The sequence below is a fragment of the Anaerolineae bacterium genome, assembly GCA_013178015.1.
In the GTDB taxonomy this organism is placed as follows: domain Bacteria; phylum Chloroflexota; class Anaerolineae; order DRVO01; family DRVO01; genus Ch71.
This window is the reverse complement of sequence record JABLXR010000026.1, coordinates 1-18,028: the sequence shown is the minus strand read 5'-3', so window position 1 is coordinate 18,028 and position 18,028 is coordinate 1. Positions and strand designations below refer to the sequence as shown.

The following is an 18,028-nucleotide window of genomic DNA, read 5'->3' as shown; positions in this document are numbered from 1 at the left end:
CTTTGAGCGTTAGTCTGGAGGAATAGACATGGATCTCCCCGGCAGACCTCAGTCGTACTGGATCGCCAGCACCCCCGAGACGGACTTCCCCCCACAACCTCAAGACGCACAGGTGGACGTCGCCATCCTCGGGGGCGGCATCGTGGGCATCACCGCGGCATACTTGCTGAGACAGGCAGGCCTGCGCGTGGCGGTAGTGGAGGCCCACCGCATAGTCACCGGTGTCACCGGCCACACTACCGGCAAGCTCACCTCCCAACACGGCATCCTCTACCGGGACCTGGTCTCCCGCCTGGGTCGGGAGCGGGCTCAGCTCTACGGCCAGGCCAACCAGGCTGCTATAGAGAAGGTGGCCTCGCTGGTGGCGGAGAGGGGCATCGAATGCGACTTCCGCCGCCTGCCTTCCTGCACCTTCGCTGAGCGTCCGGGGGACGCCGAGATCGTGCAGGAGGAGGCAGAGGTATCCCGCTCGCTCGGCCTGCCGGCTTCCTTCGGGAAGGAGGCCTCCCTCCCCTACCCCACCTACGGCGCCGTCTGCTTCCATAACCAGGCCCTGTTCCACCCCCGTCGCTTTCTTCTCGCCTTGGCGGATGCCATTCCCGGCGAAGGGAGTTACGTCTGGGAGGAGACGCGAGCGCTCGACGTGGACGAAGGGGTCCGGCCGGTGGTCCGCACGGACCGAGGACGCATCAGGGCCGAGCATTGCCTCGTGGCCACCCACACTCCCTTCCTGGATCGCGGGCTGTACTTCGCCCGCCAGACACCCAGGCGATCCTACGTCTTGGCCACGCGGCTTCGAGGAGAGGTACCTCTGGAGCTCTACATCAGCGTCAAGCCCGGCTTCCACTCCATTCGGCCGCACCCCACCGCCGACGGCTGGCTCGTCCTGCTCGGCGGGGGGCAGCACGTCACCGGCCGTGGGGGCGACACTACCCGGTACTACGCAGACCTGGCGGAGTACGCCCGTGCCCACTTCGACCTGGAGTCCATCGAGTACCGCTGGTCCACCCAGGACAACTACACTCTGGACGGCGCCCCCTACGTGGGTCGCTACAGCCCCATCTCCGACAACCTGTACGTCGCCACTGGGTTCGGCGGCTGGGGCATGAGCAACGGGGTCGCCGCGGCCATGATGCTGTCCGACCTGATCCAGAGGCGGGAGAACGACTGGCTTCCGGCCTTCTACCCGGCCCGGGTAGCCCAGCTCAAGGGGGCGGAGCATCTCGTCGAGGGCGGTGCCCGGTTCGTGCAGCACTACGCGGTGGACCGGCTGCGCCACGTGGAACAGGGGACGCCGGCGGACCTGGCCCCGGGCGAGGGCCGGGTGCTCGAACTCGAAGGGAAGAAGGTGGCCCTCTACAAGGACGAGCAGGGCGGCCTACACGCTCTGTCCCCCTCCTGTGCGCACCAGGGCTGCCTGGTGCGGTGGAACGCGGCCGAACGAACCTGGGACTGCCCCTGTCACGGGTCCCGCTTCCGCCCCGACGGCACCTTCATCCACGGCCCCACGGTCAGGGACCTCAAGGGCAGGGGATAGGGGATAGGTTACAGGGGACAGGGGACAGGCTATAGGGGACGGGCGCTCAGTTGTAGTAGGTCGAGCGGAGACTGCCGATGCGCTCCCCGCACCCGCCGCCTCTCCTGCCTACCCCCTGTCCCCTGTCCCCTGTAACCTGTAACCTGTAACCTGTAACCTACCCCCTACTCCCAGCGCCAGAACTTGATGGTCAGGGGGACCAGCAGCAGGAGGAGAGCACCCAGCACAGCTGCGTCTAGCCAGAGAGGGAACATGGGCCGAAAGTCCACCATGACCTGGCGGAGGGCATCCGAGAGGTAGGTCAGGGGCATGACGTACATGACCGGGCGCAGGACGGAGGGCAGCAACTCTGCCTCGAAGAAGCTGCCGGACAGGAAGGTCATGGCGAAGTTCACCACCTGAGCCACGGCCACGGCGGCCTCGCTGCTGGGGGACAGGGCAGCGATGAAGTACCCCATCGTCACGAAAGCAACCGCGCCAAGGAGGACAATGGCCGGGAAGAGCAAAAACTGGTTGCCAGGGTTGAGTCCCAAGACCAGGATGCCGAAGGCGACGAACAGGACTGCCTGGGCGATGCCCACCGTCACTCGCCAAGCGACCTGCCCTGCCAGCATCGTCCGGGTGGAGAGAGGCGCCACCGCCAGTCGTCGCAGCACCTTCTTCTCGCGCATTTCCACCAGAGGCATAGCGGTGCCGAACACCCCCAGCCAGAGGATGGCCAGGCCGAGCATACTGGGGACGTAGAAGGAGGCAGGGCTCTGTCTTTCCACCTGGACGCTGAGCGGCTCTGCGGTCAGGAGCTCTGGCGCAGAGGCAATGGCTAGGTTGGCCTGGCTGAGGAAGCTTCTCACGAATCCCAGCCCCACGCCTGAAGAGACCTGACTGGTGGGGTCGTAATAGACCGGGAGGGCGGTGGGCTGGCCGCTGCTCATCCTCTGCGTCAGCCCCTCCGGCAGCACCAGGATGACGTGAAGATCTCCTGCCCGCAGCGACTCCAGCAGCGGGTCCATCTCCCCTCGACGTGTGGAGACCGTGCCGATCGTCCGGTCACCCTCCAGCAGCGAAGCGATCTGCTGGCCAGCTGGGCCGCTGTCCTGTACCATTAGGCCCAGCTGTATCCTGATGCCCTCACCGCTGCGGCCGAAGATTACGCCGAAGAAGCCGGCGAACAGCAGAGGCATAATGATGGTGATGGTCATAGCCAGCTTGTCGCGGACAAACTCCCGGGCATTGGCCAGATAGAGCGCCCTGAAGGCTCCCATCAGCGGATCCTCCTTCCGGTGATCTTCAGGAACACGTCTTCCAGCGTGGCCTGGCGGATGGTGAGGGCGCCGAGCGCCAGCGACTGCCGTTCGGCGAGGTCGAAGAGTCCTGCCATGGTACGGGGTACGTCGGCGGAGTAGATGGTGAACCGGCCGTCCTCCGACGTGACGTCCGATACCGATGGGAGCTCGGCCAGCTCCGTCTCCCTCAGGCCCTCCACCGAGCCCACCTCGATGGCCGTCTCCTGGAAGTGCTGGCCGATCAGTTCACGCGGAGTATCCAGTTCGATGATACGCCCCCGGTCCATGATGGCCACCCTATCGCACAGCTCCTCCGCCTCCTCCATGTAGTGGGTGGTCAGGAGCACGGTCCTGCCCTGGCGGCGCAGGTCCTTGACGATCTCCCAGACGCTGCGGCGGGACTGGGGGTCGAGCCCGGTGGTAGGCTCGTCCAGGAACAGCATCTCGGGCTCGTTGACCAGCGCCAGGGCCAGGGAGAGCCGCTGCAGTTGGCCCCCGGACAGCTTGGCGCTGGCGGTGCCCTGCACCTCGCGCAGTCCCACCAGGTCGAGCAAAGCGTCGGGGTCCAGAGAGTGCTGGTAGAAGGAAGCGAACAGCTCCACTATCTCCCGTACAGTGAGCTTGGGGTAGAGGCCGGTGGTTTGGAGCTGTATCCCCAGGCGCTGGCGAAACTCGGGGCGGTTGGCGCCGAAGGGCTCGCCCAAGATGACGACTTGGCCCGAATCCGGCTGTCGCAGCCCCTCGATGCACTCGACGGTGGTGGTCTTGCCGGCGCCGTTGGGACCCAGGATGCCGAAGACTTCGCCTGAGCGGATCGAGAACGACACCCCGTCCACGGCCTGTAGGTCGCCATACCGCTTGCGAAGGTTGGTCACTTCCAGGGCAATCTGGTTCACGTTGGCACCTCGCGGTGGGAGGTGGGTCAGGGCGGGAGACGACGGCTCAGAATAGCGGAGCCTCGTCCATCGGACAAGAGGGTGCCGGACGCCGACTCCCCCTCTTCCTGGAGTGACAACCCTGACCTACAGTGGCACGGGCCATGAGCTCCCCCCGGTGCCAACGATTCCTTGTCGGCGCAGCTTACTTGCTCATGGCCTTTCCCAGTTGTGACCTAACTCAACGCCCAGCCCTTCCTCGGTACGACACACTCGCCAGACGTCGCCGTTCCCCGATGGAATAGACGGACCTTGTATGGGCAGCCCCACCGGCAGAGGGAAAGCAGCGCCATTCTTGTGCAGGTCTATCGCCTCACTGGCGAAACTGGCGCCCTCTATCTCCGGTGGCCAATTGAGCAAGCGACCATTGCTCCGGTAACCCCAGTGCCGGCGAGCTGCCTCCAGACAGTCGAGCCATAGCGCCAGGAAACCCTGGCGCTCATGGCCCGGTTCATCGTGGGCATAGGAGTACCAGAACGACGCGGACCAACGGGTAATAACGAACTCAGGCACCGGCACGCCCAGGTAGGTAGATAGATAGCGGCACCACACCTGCTCGACGAACTCGTAGGCGCTGATGCCGCGGTCAGGCGAAAAGACCGGCCAGGAGTACAGCCCGTGGCGCCTCTCCATAGCTAGTGCCTGGCGGATGACGCCCTGGGCTGCTTCCAAGGACTTGGCCATCTCCTCAGCGCTGGGCAACTGGTCGTGGTCCTGCCAGGCGACGTAGCGGAAGAAGAGCTCGTTCAATCTCGACCAGAGGGCACCTGCGTCCCGCATGACCTCCAGTTGGTTGCGCAGCTTCAGGTACTGCGCCGGTGGCATGGCATCGCGCCCGTCGGCTAGCTGCTGCAGCGCCGCCTCTGCCTCACGGCACGCTTCCAGAGGCGAAGAGGCCACTTCCCGGATGAAGTCCTCATCGGGATGGAAGAACTTGTCGGTGAGCCAGCGCTTCTCCGGTTCCCACTTACTGGGGGCGCGCGCCCACAGATTCTCCAGAGAGTGCTCCAAGGCGGCGATCATGTTGTGGTAGTTGACTACCGTCACGCCCTTGACGAAGAAGACACGCTCGCTGGCCAGCTCGGTGTGTTTTAGGGCAGCCGTCACCGCTGGTGCTGCTTCGGCGCCGTAGTGCATCAGGCCCCATTGCTGCCAGGCCTGGTCCAGATCGTAGTTAGGGTCCCAAGAGAGTTTCCCGAATACATAGGCATTGAATTCGTTGAAATGGGTGAATATCTCCTCTGGCTCCATCTCCGGGAAGGGGAAATCCACCCGCGCTACGGTGCCCACGACTCCTTTCTCGACAGCGTGGCGCAACCGCTTCTGGAAATCGTCGGGAGTCAGCACTGGGATGAAGGTGCGCCCCGACCACTCGCGGTCCAGGCTGAACTCCACCAGGTGGGGGTTGGCGAAAGCTCCGATGAGTGGCTCGTCCACGATTTCGGTGCCGTAGAAATCCTGGGGACAGTACTTAGACATCAGGTACACGTCCCCAGGCAGGTGGGAGAAGGCCTCGCGGATGATGTCCAACTCCGGGTGGGAATCCAGGTCCTTGATAAACGCTGCTTGAAAGGTGCGCGCCACGAGCGTCTTGCCGTAGTCGCGGCAGGCGCGATAGACCGGTGTCAGCACTGCGAGCAATCTGTCGCTGCGGCTCATGTGGCGGCAGTGGTCGCACTGACAGCCGGCATCGGTGATGAGGCTAAAGTGTCCTGACTCAGTCACTGAGAGCACCACCCCCGCCAAGTGGGGTGCGCCCTCGAACAGCTCGGCGTAACGGTCATAGATGAAGCGCTGTACCAGGGGATGGGAGGTGCACAGGTCGTAGTCTACTCCCTTCGTCTCCGGGAAGAGGGCGAAGAACTCCGGTGGCACGTACAGCTCGTGACTCCACACATACAGGTCGAGTAAGAGGTCACGTGCGGAGCGAGCTGTTTCCTCCAGCAGCAGTAAGCTGTCATCGCTTGCCTCGACGGAGCGGGTAGCACGGAACTGTGGGTAATGTCGGTAGGCCAGAAGCCAATCCGGGTCGAAGCCATCGCCTGGCCGGCCATTGAGCTCTATGGAATTGACACCATAGTTTGGCGCCAGTGCCATGATGCGGCGCACGCGATCCAGCCCGTCCCAGAGAGTGCGACGATCGTCCCAAGGCCGGCGGTGCAAGCGCGAGATCGCGATGGACCAACGGCGCACCGGGAAGAAGGGGTTGCTGGTGCCGGCGCTCGCCTCTGGCCAGCCCCTGGCCAAGCCGATGCGCTCACAGAGGTCGTGTATGGCGTAGAGCGCTCCGCGGTCATCAGCACCGCAGATCAGAGCTGTAGGTTCTCCATCACTATCCCGGCCGAGGCGCCACGCGAAGCCCTCCGGCCTCAGGCCCATGGCCAGGCTCTCAACCTCTCTTGCCATTGTGTCGCCGCGCGTGATCAGGATGCCGGAGCTCTCTGTACCTGGGTGCGGCCTCTCACAAGGCACGCCAAGATCCTCGAGAAGGGAATGCAGCCTCAGGGCGGCCTTCCTTACCGCTGGGTGCAGCCGTGGGTCAACAGCCAGGTTCAGCATAAGCTCTCCTTTAGCCACCGTACGACTCGTGAATCTCGATCGTCGGAGGGAAGGTCAACTCTGAGGTTCTGCGGGCTGCCTACAGCAGCGTAGAACTGTTTCGGCCAAACCACGTCTGCTTTGTCGTGCAGAAGCCACAGAGCTCTAGGTGCTATGGCGGCACACACATCGGGTACGTCGTAGTACCGCAACGCTCCCGGCAGCAAGTGTGAATCCGAGCGCCTGTCGGGTTCCTCCACCAGTGCCAAGAGTGACGGCTCGAATCCGGCGGCAGCGACGGCACGGAAGCGTTCATCCAAGGCGCCGGCCATCAGGGCTACGAGCCCGGCCTTAACGCCCTCACCATGGAGCGCCAAGCGCGCACAGTCAATCTCGGCCATGCCTGCCAACCAGTCGGCCGCCCGCATCAGGTCGACTACCGCCATGCCTACTTCGGTTCTGCCAAAGGTGAGCGCCATATGGCCGGGTCCCAGGCGCACGCCTATTGCCACTAGGCCTAATCCTGTCCGCAGAAGTGCCGTCGCCAGCCCGGCGCGGGGCAGGTTCCATTCATCGTTGCAGTGCAGAACGACGGGACAGGGGCGCTCTGCACACTTGGGCAGGCTGAGGGTGAGGAGCACGTCAAAGCCCGGCTCCGGCTGGAAGTGGTAGCTGATGGTACGGTCCAACCCCGTCTCGCTCTCGCCAACGACGGTGGCCGGTGGAAAGCACGTCGGCCTATGCAATAGCAGACTCCTGGCCAATCCGCTACGCACCTCCGCCTTGTATGCTGTTGGCGATGACAGACCACGAAAGCGGCGCTCTGTACAGGCACGCGCTTGAGCATGGGCATGGATGAGATTGAGGCTGAAGGCCGTTTCACCTCCGAGGCTGGCGACATCGCCGCCTGGCAAGCAGAAGAGATCGTCCGGACGTTCCAGGTGTATCTCTGTCTCCTCATCATCGGCATCCACGCCCAGCCAGTAGTTGGCCCAGCGATACATGGCCTGGCGCATGGGCAGGGTGTAGCCGTGATCGGAGTCCGTCAAAACCAGGGCTAGGCGCTCCTCGGCATCATATAGCCGATACACGTGACGCACTTCCTCGTAGACAGCCTGCATAGACTCGTGGGGAAAGGCGGGATCATGTAGCGCACCGATGATGAGCTGTGGCTTTGGCGCAAAGCAGCAAGCTAAGGCGGTGTTGTTTGGGCCGTAGGGCTGAACGCAGCCTGGGAATACCGACTCCGGGTGAAGCTGACTGGGGCCAAACTGGCGGTGGCTTTCCATCACGTAACACACAGGCACTGAGACAGCCAGGCGCTCATCCACCGCCGCCAGGTACACCGTCTGCGTGCCGCCACCGGATGTGCCGGTGACGCAGAGGCGCTGAGCATCTACCTCTGGGCGGCTGACCAGATAGTCCAGCGCCCGCACTGCATCCCATAGGTAGTGCTGGCCCAAGTGCATGCCGGTGAGGATACCCTGCGTGCCCTGGATGAAATGATTGTTGCCGGAGCGGGGGTCGAAGTAGCTGCCGCGCTCTAGTTGGCCATAAGGATCGAAGGTGAGCACGACGTAGCCTTTACGGGCCAAAGCGATGCAGTGACCCTGTACTTCAGGGCCGCCGCCATAGTAGGTAGCCTTACCCTGAGGGTAATGGCCCAGGGGCCGGAGCACGGCAGGAAAGGGGGGCTTCCCGCCGGTGGGCACGTAGACGAGGGCAGTGACGTAGAAGCGTGGCCGGCTCTCGAATATCACCTTCTCAATGCGGTAGCCGTCGCGCTCCAGCATGCCCACCAGGCGCGGGTCGAGTGACGTGCGCTCCGGCATTCCACCCAATACCTCCCACAGATTGCGGCGAACCTTATCGCGGTATTCCTCGAAATCGGTCGTGGTGCGCAACTGCCGCCGCACTTGGCTGTCCGCGGTCGCTTGGCGCTGGCCCAACATCTCCAATGATTGCACCAGCGGCTGTAAGTGCGGTGAGACTGGCAGCCGCTCGCCCCAACGTCCTACCCAGTCCCCTCTCATTGCGCCCCTCGCTTGTCTATCGACGCTGCAGGAACAGCCGCCAGGATCATGCTCTCCCTGCAGGCAGCCACCGCACCAGCCACCCGGCAAGCAGGTCATCGCGAGCGTTCTGATCGGCCTGGTAGAGCTCGAAACGCTCCCCGGCGCCCAAGCTCTCGTACACTTCCTTGGTGGTGCGATACCGATCCTGCGCCCCAAGGGCTGGCCGATTGAGGCTGTTTACCCCGCCGGCCAGCAGCAGTGGTCGCGGCGCGACCAGCGCTGCCACCTGCGGTAAGTCGGCCAGAGCGAGGATACCGGGCAGGAAAGTGCTGAATGGTATCTCGGTTGAGAACACTCCAGGCTCATCGGGCACGTAGCTGACTAGCGCCCCCCAGATGGCCACCGCAGCGACTTCCTCATCCAAGGCAGCCAGGTATAGGGCTTCCAGCCCTGCCACGCCGTCGCTCACCACTGCCACGTGCCCTTGGCTGACGCCAGGTCGGGAGCGAAGCAGCTTCAGAGACTGCATGGCGTCCCATACCCGGCAGGCGAACAACGGCCGCCCAAGCAGTTGCAGGCGGGAGAAAGAGGTGTACTCGTCGCTGCCCCGGCTCTCGTCGGCCGGCCAATGTGTCTCGCCGCGGCCGCGCAGATCCGGCGCCAGCACCGTCCAGCCGCGTCGCATCAGCTCTGTCACCACCGGGTCTGTCAGTGCCTGCTCCTTGTGGCTTGGTGAGAGGTAGAGAGCCGCAGAGCCTACGTGGCCGCCGGCGCCGGGCTCCAACAAGAGTGCCGGTACGGCGATGCCCGGCTCGCTGAGATAGACGATCCTGGTCGCTGCGCCGTCTGTAACTACCCGCCCTTCCTCTCCAGCTGTGACGACCGGCGCCGGGGCCGCTGGGAAGCCACCGAGTATTCCCTCGCGGATGACCCTACGGAGAACCTCAGAAGACATCTGCGGCCGAGTGATGGCCAGGGCGAAACGGCGATTGAGCGCCGAGGCCGTGGTTGTGCCCTCCGGCAGGCCATCGGGCAGGCACCAAAGCCGCCGCGACGCCTCCGGTTCCGGCGTTATCTCGCCCTCATCGACGGCCCCGCCATCACCAACGCCGGCCAGGTGATGCAGGAACCAGCCGTACATGGCCTCACGCATGGGCTGGCTGTAGCCGTGCTCGTCGTCCACCTCGAGATAGCGGGCGTTCTCTGCGCAGCCGAGCAGCTGCCAGTAGGCGGAAGCACGGGCAAAGCACTCTCTGGCACCGCCTGGCGGGAAAGAACGATCGCGCCGGGCGGTGACATGCAGCAACGGGTTGGGGGCGAAAGTGGCTAGCAGCTCAGGAACATCTGCATACCGGTAGATGTTGGGGATGAAGTTGCAGAGGCAGTGACTCACGTCTGTGCTAAACAGCGAATGCCAGGTCACCGGAAAGCAGACGGCCGCGGCAGCCGCCAAGCGGTCATCGGTGGCCACAAGCAGAGTCGTCTGCAGCCCGCCACCGGAGCAGCCTGTGACGCCCAGTCGGCTGGGATCCACCTCCGGTCGCGTGCAGAGGTAGTCGAGGGCGCGCTGGTTATCCCAGGTCTCCAGGCCGGCGATGCTGGCACCGGTCAGCGCCAGGGCTTGCTCGTAGCGATGTCCGGTCGCCGCCCGCTCTCCGAAACCCCAGCCGTCTGGGGCTAGGGATACGAAGCCATGCCTGGCAAGCCAGATACAGCGCTTCTGCACAGGTTCGGCTGCTTTGCCGAACCCCCAATGGCCATGTGGGTGCAATATGGCCGGAGCAGGTGCTGCCAGCGCGTTCGGCAAGTAGAGGTTGGCAGTTACCGGCACGTCCGGCTGGCTGTAGAAGAGCACTTTCTCAATACAGTAGTCATCGCGCTCTAGTACACCAGTAGTGCGCGCGGCCAGCTCACACGACTGGTAGAGATGAAACCCCAGCACCTCCTGTACGCGCTGCCGTAGATTGTGGCGGTACTCCAGCCAGGCATCGGCGTCCGGAAACCGGTCTATCGGGAAAGGCGGCCTCTCCGCCAGCCGCATGGTGAAGCGGTGCAGCATGTCTGGTGTCAGGTCGGCCAGCACAGAACTTGCCTTCTCTCGCTCAACGTTCAAACCGGGCACCCCAGCTAGGACACTGTTTCTAAGCCTGTGTAGTCCACTACCTCGAACTGCGCGGTCTCTAGCGAGCGCTGAGCTGCCTCAAGAACCGCCAGCAACCTCGCGTTCGAGCCCAGACCCGGATCAACCGGCTGTCGCCGCCGTAAGGCCGGCAACAGTAGCTTGAATAGACGCAAGTGGCAGGCGACATGACTAGGGTCCCCGGGCTGATACTCATAGGGCACAATGGGGATGTCCGAGGTTATGCCCAACTGGTCATGTAGCTCCTGCGTGTATTGGATAAGCACTTGGCGTTCGGGATCGTGCACCTGCTCGTAATCCTGATTGTTGTCTCGGCCCAAGAAGATGCCCTGTGGCAAAGCCGTACCCTCGGTGCCATAGAGGCTTATGGAGTAGTAGGGGAAAGCGTAGTAGCCGATGTAGCCCACATTGGTGAGGCTGCGGCCGATCATATTGGGCCGGCAGAACTCCAGTTCCAGCGAGACACAGTCGCTCGGGCGCAAGAGGCCGGGGTTCCTCTGTGCGACTATGCCCTCGACTTGCTGCGCCCACACCCTCTTGATAGGGCCTAGCAACCACACTAGGGTGTCAAGCGGGTGGATGGCGGACTCGCGGTGGAAGTTTATCGGCCTCTCGTTGGTGCTCCAGAAGCGGGGGCTATCGGGCATAAGCACGTAGCGGCAATCGTGCAGGTAGTCCTGCTGAGCGAAGAAAATGTCGCCCAGCAGCCCGTCGTCAACAAAGCGTTTGATGATCGGAAAAGGCCAATACTGCCTGACATTCATGCACACCATAACAGTAAGCTGGTGCTCGCGAGCCAATTCCAGGGCCTGACGAGCATCGTTGGTATTGCAGGTGACCGGCTTCTCGATGTAGACATGCTTGCCGGCTGCCAGCGCTGCAAGTGCGTTTTCAGAATGCTGGTCGCCAGGTGTGCCGAAGTACATCAGGTCCACAGTTCTGTCTTCTAGGAACTCGCGCCAGTTGCTGGTAGTGCGTGTAACCTCGTAGCGCCTAGCAGCCTGCTCCAGTTGGCCGGGCCTTACATCGGCCACGCCCACCACCTCGAACTGCTCCGGCACCAGGCGCAGCGCGTGCAGGAAGCCCATGCCCTGGCTGCCGACGCCGACTATGGCCACTCTCACCGGCCGCCCATTCGATAGATCGCGGCTGCTCACTCTTCCTGCTCCATCGTGTTGTTCTCGCTTGCTAGCGTCTTGTGAACGCTCAGGCTATCGCCCTTCTTCTCGCCCTCAACGATGTACCTGCCGGCGCGTAGGCCGAAAGCGGCATCGGCGAAGGGACAGGCGGGAAAGGCTCTTATCTCCCCAGACCAGTCCTGCAACAGCATCTCGTCTATGCCCTGGACGAACAGGGCGTGCGCCGCCAGGTAGCAAGGCATACGCCCCGGCACCTGCTTGACGTCCTCGCGGAACATGATCCAGGGCGGCTGCGAGAAGCGGAATATCTCCTGCAGACAGCGGTGCAGCGGTGAGTCCCAGATCTAGTACTCCTAGTAGTCCTGAGAGAAGAGACGGCTGAGCAAGAGCGTGCGCATGTCCCGCTGCTTGCCAGAGCTGTAGCGCAACTCGTCGTAGACCTTGCCTGCGAAAGGGTCAAAAAGGCCGGTTATGTCGCCGTTGCCCGATGGCAGCAGTACATAGCTGTCAATCTCACCCCAGCGCAGGCTCTGACGCACTGTGGCTCTCGTGGCCCCGTCCATATGAGAAGCCTCGTTGTCGTGGATATCGGTGTTATGAGGAGGCCTTGGCCCATGGGCCGCGTTCAGCCGCGCACGCCGGTGATGGAGAGGCCCTCAATGAAATAGCGCTGGGCCAGGAAGTAGATGGTTATCATCGGCGCCAGTTGGATAAGCGAGAGCGCCATCAACCACTCGTAGTGGGAGCCATAGACGGTGTCGACTTGGAGAGCGCGCAGCGCCAACACGAAGGTAAACTTCTCGCGGCTGCTCAGATATAGCAGCGGACCAAAGAAATCGTTCCAGCGATCAAAGGCGGTGAATATGCCCACAGCGACAAGGGGCGGCTTGATCAGAGGAAGGATGACTCTGGTGAGCGTGGTCAAATGGCCGGCGCCGTCTATGCGCGCTGCCTCGTCCAGCTCCAGCGGCAAGCTCATCATGAACTGGCGCAAGAAGAAGACGTAGTAAGCGCTGCCGAAGTAGGAGGGCACGATGAGCGGCTTGTACGTGTCCACCCAGCTCAGCTTGGCGAAGAGCACGTAGACCGGGATCATGGTGACGGCGCCGGGCAACATCATGCTGCTGAGAAGTACAAAGAAGAGGACGTTCCGCCCGCGGAATCGTACCCTGCCAAAGCCATAGGCAATGAGAGTGCATGAGGCGATGGCACCGATGACCGTCATGATGACGATGAAGAGCGAGTTGAAGGTGAACTTGGTGAAGGGATAGAGGTTCCAGGCCTCCACGTAATTCTGCCAGCGCACCGGGTCAGGGATCCATTTCACCGGGTAGATGGTCACCTGCCCGGCCGGCTTGAGGGAAGTGGAGATCATCCAAAACAGGGGGAGCAGGTAGACGATGCTGAGGCTTATGAGGACAGTGTATATGATCGCTCGCCCCAGAAGGTGGCGCAGCCGGTACCTACCGAAGATGCTTTCCCTCTTGCGCGCGTAGTGGACGTTGGTGCCCTTCATCCTAGCCCCGCTTGCCCAGGATCTCACCTTCGTAGTAGACCCAGGCGCTCGAGGAGCGAAACACCAATGCGGAGAACATGGCGATAATGAAGAACAGCACCCAAGCCATGGCCGATGCATATCCCATTTTGAAGTAACGGAAGCCGTTGTAGTACAGCCACAGCACCACGGTGGTCGAGGCGTAGTTGGGGCCGCCCCCCGTCATCACCAGGGGGCCGACAAAGGTCTGCAGCGAGCCAATGATGCCAGTGATGAGCATGAAGAAGATGGTCGGCGAGAGCATGGGCAGGGTGATGCGGCGGAAGCGCTGTGGTCGCGCTGCTCCGTCTAGCTCTGCGGCCTCGTAGAGCTCCTTCGGGATGGCCTGCAGGCCAGCCAGGTAAAGGATGACGCCACCGCCAACCCCCCACCAGCTCATCAACACCATCGAGGGTTTCACCCACTCCGAACTGGTCAGCCACCGTTGTGGCGGCAGGCCGAGGGCCTCAACGAAACTGTTCAATAGGCCATAGTTGTAGTCGAAAATGGTAATCCAGATAAGAAAGACAGCCACGCCCGCGACAACCGAAGGCAGGTAGAACGTAGTGCGGAAGATCTTGAGCCCGGCCACCTGCTCGTTGAGGAGCAAGGCGATCGCTAGGCCAAGTGGGATGCCGGTGGCTAGCCCGAAGAAGGCCAGAAAGCAGGTGTTGTAGAGGCTCTTCCACCAGATCTCGTTCTTGAGCAGCTCGACGTAATTGCCCAGGCCCACGAACTCGAACTTGTTGATCAGGTTGGTGTTAAAGAGGCTGAAAATGAAGGAAGCGATAAAGGGGCCGACGGTGAAGATAATGAAGCCGATCAACCAGGGTGAGATGAAGAGGTAGCCGGCGATGTCCTCCCGCGCTTGCCGGTTCCACTGCAACCTGGGGATGAGCAAGGGACGGGCGGTGTTGTCGGTGGATGCTGTCATCAAGAGTTGTCTCCCCACTGCTTGTTTGCCTGCTCGTGCAGAGGGGATGTGTGGCATCCCCCCTGCACGCCTCAGCAGGCCCTGTCCTACTCGGGTTGGGCCAAGATCTCCTCGATCTTCTTCTTGGCTTCGGCCACCGCTTGCTCCACCGGCATCTTGTTATCGGCGAAGGTTTGCTGCATGATGTTGCTGAAGGTATCCATCACCTCGCTGTAATGAGGCGGCTGGGGCGCTGGCTTGCCGCACTCGGCCATCTCCGCCGAGATGCGATCAGCGTGCTCTGGTGGCTGGCTGGGGTCCTTGGACGCACCGGCCGCAGACTTGCGGGCTCCGTCGGTGCCAAAAACCAGTGCAGCTATCGACATCGCCTCCGTGCTGCTCCAGAACTTGACAAGCTCCCAGGTCCACTGGGGCTCCTTGGTCGCCTTGAAAGCGTACACAGGATTGCTGGCAAGGGGAGTGCAGCGCCCCTTCGGCCCCTTGGGCAGGCGAGCGATGTCCCAAGCGTTGGCGTTTTCGGTGCCCCTCACTTTATCTCGCAGGTTGCCATATGCCCAGGATCCCTGCATCCACATACCGTAGAAACCGGTAGCGAACATAGTGTACGTGTCGGTCTGTTGTTGAGAGAGCATGGAAGGAGCCGGCGCTACCTTCTCCTTCCATATGAAATCATGCAGCACCTGCAACCCTGCGAGCGCCTCCGGGGAATCAGCGATGAACTGCGTGTAGTCTGGATTGAACCAGTCGCCCCCGTAGGCCCAGACTGCAGGAGCCATGTGCCACATATCGCCGTAGCTGGCCCAATTCTCCCATCCCCAGCGCACCACCCGGTCGTCAGCTTCCTTCTGTGTCTGCTTGGCTGCAAGGAGTACGTCCTCGTAGGTCCAGTCCTCACCAGGGTACTCCAGCCCTACCTCATCGAAGGCTGGCTTCCAGAAGTACACCGTCTCGGCGAAGACCCGGTGAGGGATGGCCCAGAGCTCGCCACCCTTGCCCGTATAGATGGCCAACGGCCCAGGGTAGAAGTCATCCTTTTCTTCCTGGCTCACGAGATCCCAGAAAGGTCTTAGGTCCAGGATGCCCCCGGTGGCCAGGAACTGCTGTACCCAAGAGAGACCACCGGCGAAACCAACGTCGGGTGGGTTGCCGGCGACCAATCGGGCGGTCATGCTGTCCAGGAAGGACTGATCATCGCCCATCCAGTATTCCATCTTGAGCGTTACGCTTGGATTGTTCTTCTCGAAGAGCGCTTTGAGCGTGTCACCATACCGTTGGTGCGAAGGTGAGCCGTACGCGGCGACTGTCAACGTAACCTGCCTGCTGCGGTCTAGGGCGGAGGGCTCGAGTGTGGCCGTAACCACGACCTCCTCCCTCACCACTACGGTCTCCTTCACCGTCTGTGGGGCAGCAGTAGCGCATGCCGAGAGCACCGCTGCACCGGTCAACGCCCCGGCTGCCCGCAAGAACGAACGTCTGCTGGATCTCCTCTGCATTACCATCTCTACCTCCTTTGCGCGAATAGAAGGCCCGATGCCGGGGTGCGATTCAGTGCGGGGCAGAGTAGTCCTGGGTTGAAACCAGGGCTGGAGGGTCTTTGGCCAACCGTCGGCCTGCCCCGACGCCTGGCTGCCAGCCCTATAGATCCGACTTCAGTCGAGAGTGGCTCTGGCCAAGCCGACACTCTGCCCCCGTTTTGAAGTGCAGGCCCTATGCTGCCAACAGTTGAGGATAGGAAGCATCTCGAGTAGCATGGCCATCATAGCTCATGTGAGGCTGCCTGAAGCCGGTGTCACCTGACAGAAACTTGCCATGATTTTGCCATTTTTCGCCGGCGCCGGCGGCAGCTGCTGGGAGCAAGGGATAGAATGATCACACCGGAGCAAGCTCGTGAGGCGCTCCTTCTCCTCTACATTCCCCAGGGCCTGGCTGATTGCGAGCTGGCTAGGCTCTTGCCGGAAACACGGGACACCGGTGACCCTCTGGCGAGGGCTCAGGCTGTGCGAGGCAAGCTCTTGGACGCCATTGCTGCCTTGCGCTCCAACCTGCGCAGCGGCCTGCCTGCCTCAGCGAGCCGTGCCTACGATTGCCTTAGGTTGCGCTATGTCTCCGGCTTCAGCGTCGAGGAGGTGGCCCGCCGGCTTTCTCTCAGTGAGCGCCAGGCATATCGCGATCTGCGCTTCGCCGAGGAACAACTGTGCTACTTGCTTCAGCCTGGCCCAGCTCCTCAACTAGACCAAGTCCCTACCGATAGCGAACGCCAGGCGGATGATGTACTGAGCGAGGAGATCCGCGCCCTGGCTCACAAGCCGGAGCCGGTGCATCTGGTGGAATTGGTGCGCTCGGCCATTGATACGGTGTCGCGCCTGGCGGAAAGGCAGGGCGTCTCCGTGCAGCTGATGGCTCCCCGCAAGAACATAATGGTCACCGCCACTCCCGCGGTACTGCGTGAAGTTCTGACGCAAGTGCTCAGTTGCTTATTGCAGAGCCAACCTGATGAAACCATCAACGTGGCCCTTGAGGGCGATGACAAAGTGGCCACGATCATCATACCGATGAGGCGCCCCGAAGAACTATCCAAGCGCGACCTACTGCAGTCGGCCCTCAGAGTGGCGGATGTTCAGGGCGTGGAGCACGAGCTGGCTGCGAGCGCAGGCGGCTTGACACTGCGCTTGCGAGTGCCGTCAGCCAAGCGCCGGCGCGTGGCCATAGTAGAGGACAATCCGGGAGCTTGCGCTCTCTACGAGCGCTACCTGGCCAACAGCGAGTGGGAGCCCGTGACCGTGCCCCACCCGCGCCTGGCCGTGGACATCACCGCCTCCAGGCAAGTGGAGGCCGTCATACTGGACATCATGATGGCGGAGGCGGACGGTTGGGACGTCCTGCAGGCGCTGAAGCTGAACCCCCGTACCAGCGCCGTGCCGGTCATAGTCTGCTCCGTGGTGAACGACCCTGAACTTGGGATGGCCTTAGGTGCAGCCGCTTACTTGACTAAGCCAATCTCCCGCCGCGATCTGCTCAAGAGCCTGCGACAACTGGCTCAGCAACGTACGCCGGCCGTAGGTGATGTAAACACGCCCGGATCAGTGCAAGAAGCTCCTCCTCGCTGAACCCCATCAAGGAGGTGACAGCGAACGTTCGCGCCCCGCTGGACGTTTCCCCCATATCTGGCTGCAGGGCCGTCACAGCGATAATAGCTACTTCCTGGCTCGCCCTCTGCCGCAATACTGTCGCCAGCTCTCTGCCCTCCAGACCCGGTAAGGCAATGTCAAGTAGCACCAGATCGGGAGAGAATTCCTCCGCCAGGCGCAGGGCAGACCTTCCATCATGTGCTGTTGCCACCTGGAAGCGGCCTTCTTGCGCTTCCAGAATGCGCTGTATCAGATGGGCGAAGGGCACGTCATCGTCGACCACCAGTATTCTCCTTGCTCTAGGGAAGGCAGAGATGGCCGATAGCAGGACTTCTGCGCCCACCGGTTTCACCAACCAGTCGTCAAAGAGCTCCGTCTCCGATCGAGATCTCCCCAGCGGCAGCGCGCATTGCACCACGGGCACTGGCTCTTCCAGGATGAGAGGGGGAACGGGCGAGCCCAGGTCCTCCATCTCTAGTGGCCGGTTCAAGATCAGAGCCTGTGGGTGCTCCTGGCGCACCAGCTTGCGTGCTTCGCGGAGGTCAGGAGCGCTAAGGAACTGCACCCCTTCGATTCGCCGCGAGAGAAGTGTGACTGCCCGACCGTTGTCTACAACCACTACGGTCGGGGGGTCTGTCTGGGTGCTGCTCAATGGCAGCAACGGCGGAGGGGGTAACATCGCCACCTGTTTCTCGGCCCGGGGCAGGCTGAAACTGAAAGTGCTACCCTTGCCCACCTCGCTTTCTGCCCAGATACGCCCGCCATGCATGGCTACAAAGCGCTTGGCGATGGCCAGCCCTAACCCCTTGCCGGCACTGCCGAGGCTGTTGCCGGCGGCTCCTTGC

Annotated in this window: 14 protein-coding genes; 2 read left to right on the top strand and 12 right to left on the bottom strand. The window is 62.4% G+C overall.

The features are described from left to right. Positions 1 to 28 precede the first annotated feature (28 nt). Positions 29 to 1,537 (top strand): FAD-dependent oxidoreductase, encoded by a 1,509-nt coding sequence (locus HPY83_11045; GenBank protein ID NPV08479.1) that lies wholly within the window; start codon positions 29 to 31, stop codon positions 1,535 to 1,537. A gap of 164 nt (positions 1,538 to 1,701) precedes the next feature. Here the strand turns inward: HPY83_11045 and HPY83_11040 are convergent, their stop codons facing one another. The 11 genes from HPY83_11040 to HPY83_10990 form a co-directional block, all read right to left on the bottom strand. Then, entirely contained in the window at positions 1,702 to 2,799 is a 1,098-nt protein-coding gene (locus HPY83_11040; GenBank protein ID NPV08478.1) for an ABC transporter permease, read from the bottom strand. Continuing rightward, a complete protein-coding gene (locus HPY83_11035) occupies positions 2,799 to 3,707 on the bottom strand; it encodes an ABC transporter ATP-binding protein (protein ID NPV08477.1) in 909 nt (302 codons plus the stop codon). Before HPY83_11035 ends, HPY83_11040 begins: the two co-directional genes overlap by 1 nt. 201 nt (positions 3,708 to 3,908) lie before the next feature. Next, positions 3,909 to 6,161 (bottom strand): hypothetical protein, encoded by a 2,253-nt coding sequence (locus HPY83_11030; GenBank protein ID NPV08476.1) that lies wholly within the window; start codon positions 6,159 to 6,161, stop codon positions 3,909 to 3,911. 146 nt (positions 6,162 to 6,307) lie between these two features. Further along, positions 6,308 to 8,326 carry a prolyl oligopeptidase family serine peptidase gene (locus HPY83_11025; GenBank protein NPV08475.1) on the bottom strand — a complete coding sequence of 673 codons (2,019 nt, stop codon included), beginning with the start codon at positions 8,324 to 8,326 and terminating at the stop codon, positions 6,308 to 6,310. A 46-nt stretch (positions 8,327 to 8,372) separates the two neighbouring features. Beyond that, the gene (locus HPY83_11020) at positions 8,373 to 10,421 is read right to left on the bottom strand and encodes a prolyl oligopeptidase family serine peptidase (GenBank protein NPV08474.1); all 2,049 of its coding nucleotides are present in this window, start codon (positions 10,419 to 10,421) and stop codon (positions 8,373 to 8,375) included. Between the two features lie 14 nt (positions 10,422 to 10,435). Continuing rightward, complete coding sequence (locus tag HPY83_11015) at positions 10,436 to 11,605, bottom strand: Gfo/Idh/MocA family oxidoreductase (GenBank protein ID NPV08473.1); 1,170 nt, start codon at positions 11,603 to 11,605, stop codon at positions 10,436 to 10,438. Beyond that, the gene (locus tag HPY83_11010) at positions 11,602 to 11,829 is read right to left on the bottom strand and encodes a hypothetical protein (GenBank protein NPV08472.1); all 228 of its coding nucleotides are present in this window, start codon (positions 11,827 to 11,829) and stop codon (positions 11,602 to 11,604) included. Before HPY83_11010 ends, HPY83_11015 begins: the two co-directional genes overlap by 4 nt. Positions 11,830 to 11,940: 111 nt before the next feature. Then, positions 11,941 to 12,150 carry a hypothetical protein gene (locus HPY83_11005; protein ID NPV08471.1) on the bottom strand — a complete coding sequence of 70 codons (210 nt, stop codon included), beginning with the start codon at positions 12,148 to 12,150 and terminating at the stop codon, positions 11,941 to 11,943. A 62-nt stretch (positions 12,151 to 12,212) separates the two neighbouring features. Then, on the bottom strand, positions 12,213 to 13,103 hold the full coding sequence (locus tag HPY83_11000) for a carbohydrate ABC transporter permease (GenBank protein NPV08470.1): 891 nt from the start codon (positions 13,101 to 13,103) through the stop codon (positions 12,213 to 12,215). Position 13,104: 1 nt separating this feature from the next. Further along, a complete protein-coding gene (locus HPY83_10995; protein NPV08469.1) occupies positions 13,105 to 14,055 on the bottom strand; it encodes a sugar ABC transporter permease in 951 nt (316 codons plus the stop codon). An 86-nt stretch (positions 14,056 to 14,141) separates the two neighbouring features. Then, positions 14,142 to 15,548 carry a sugar ABC transporter substrate-binding protein gene (locus HPY83_10990; GenBank protein NPV08468.1) on the bottom strand — a complete coding sequence of 469 codons (1,407 nt, stop codon included), beginning with the start codon at positions 15,546 to 15,548 and terminating at the stop codon, positions 14,142 to 14,144. A 372-nt stretch (positions 15,549 to 15,920) separates the two neighbouring features. On the opposite strand from HPY83_10990, the gene HPY83_10985 reads away from it, so the two are divergent. Beyond that, on the top strand, positions 15,921 to 17,162 hold the full coding sequence (locus HPY83_10985; protein NPV08467.1) for a response regulator: 1,242 nt from the start codon (positions 15,921 to 15,923) through the stop codon (positions 17,160 to 17,162). On the opposite strand, the gene HPY83_10980 is transcribed toward HPY83_10985, so the two are convergent. Continuing rightward, on the bottom strand, positions 17,071 to 18,028 hold a 958-nt coding region (locus HPY83_10980), incomplete at its 5' end, for a response regulator (GenBank protein NPV08466.1). The genes HPY83_10985 and HPY83_10980 overlap by 92 nt on opposite strands.